The 1,405-nt window shown below is 76.8% G+C and carries 1 protein-coding gene; it reads left to right on the top strand.

The window, feature by feature from the left end:
* Positions 1–196: 196 nt before the first annotated feature.
* A partial coding sequence (locus tag B7767_RS34930; protein ID WP_107486505.1) for a macrolide family glycosyltransferase occupies positions 197–1,405 on the top strand: 1,209 nt, incomplete at its 3' end.

The following is a 1,405-nucleotide window of genomic DNA, read 5'->3' as shown; positions in this document are numbered from 1 at the left end:
CGGGGTCGGCGCCGACCGGCGCCGAGGCCCGGCCCGTGGGGCTTCGGCCGCTCCCGGCGGCCCCCGGCACCGCCGGACGTTCCCTCGGCCGGCCGCACGCCGGTGCCCCCGGACTCCGCCGGGACGAGGAACGCCTTTCCGTCCCTTCCGCCGTCCCGGGCCCGGCCCGGACCGTCCCAGTACCGGGGGCCCGCCGATGAGCACCATCGCGTTCCTCAACATCGCCCTGCACGGACACATCAACCCGACGCTGCCGGTCGTGGCCGAACTCGTCCGCCGCGGCCACACCGTCACCTACCACACCACCCCCGCGTTCGCGGACGAGCTGGCGGCCACCGGCGCGACCGTGTGCCTCTACCCCGGGGACGGCCCCCCGCTCGCCGGTCCGCCCACGCCCGTCACCATGCTGGACGGGCTCGCCCGCACCGCCCTCGCCCTGCTGCCCACCGTGCTGGCCGATCTGCGCCGTGTCCGGCCCGACCTGATCGTCCACGGAGCCGCCTGCCCCTGGGGCCCGGTCGCCGCGAGCGAACTCGGGGTGCCCGCGGCCTCGGTGTTCACCACCATGGCGTTCAACCGACGGGTGCCCGGCCCCAGCAGCGCATCGTGGGGACTGCTGGCCGCGGCGGCGGCCCGGCCCCGCAGCGCCCTGGGCTACCTGCGCTCGCGATGGCGGCTGTCCCGCCGTCACGACACCCGGAACCTGCCCCTGCTCGACCTGGTGACCGCGGGGCAACCGCTCAACCTGGTCTTCACCTCGCGTGCCTTCCAGCCCGGCGCCGACTCCTTCGACGGGTCCTACCGGTTCGTCGGCCCCAGCGTCGGCGCCCGTCCGCACGACCCGTCGTTCCCGGCCGGCCGGCTGCGACCCCCGGTGCTGTACGCCTCGTTGGGCACGGTCTTCGACGCCGGTCCGCGGGTGCTGCGCGACTTCGCCACCGGGCTCGCACCGCTGGGCGGCACCGTCGTCGTCTCCACCGGGCGCACGGACCCCGCCGTACTGGGTCCGCTGCCGGACAACGTGCTCGCACGCGCCTTCGTCCCGCAGCCGGACGTACTGGCCCGCGCGGCCCTGTTCGTCACCCACGGCGGGATGAACAGCGTCAACGAGGCCATGGACGCCGGCGTGCCCCTGCTGGTCGTCCCGCAGGGCGCGGACCAGCCGCTGGTGGCCCGGCGGGTCGTCGAACTCGGCGCCGGCCTGTCGGTCCGCACCGAGGACGTCTCCGCGGAGACGGTCAACGTCCTCGCCCGGCGCCTGCTCACCGAACCCCGCTTCCGGGACGCGGCGACCGCCCTGCGGACCGCCCAGCGCGAGGCCGGCGGCCATCTGCGCGCCGCCGACGAACTCGAGGACTACCTGCACCGGGCCGGCCCCGCCGCCCGGCCGACCCCGGCGGACCCG

It is taken from the genome of Streptomyces sp. 13-12-16 (assembly GCF_002114215.1).
Classification (GTDB): Bacteria; Actinomycetota; Actinomycetes; order Streptomycetales; family Streptomycetaceae; genus Streptomyces.
Note: the sequence above shows the minus strand (reverse complement) of the source record. Positions and strands in the feature narration are given on the sequence as shown.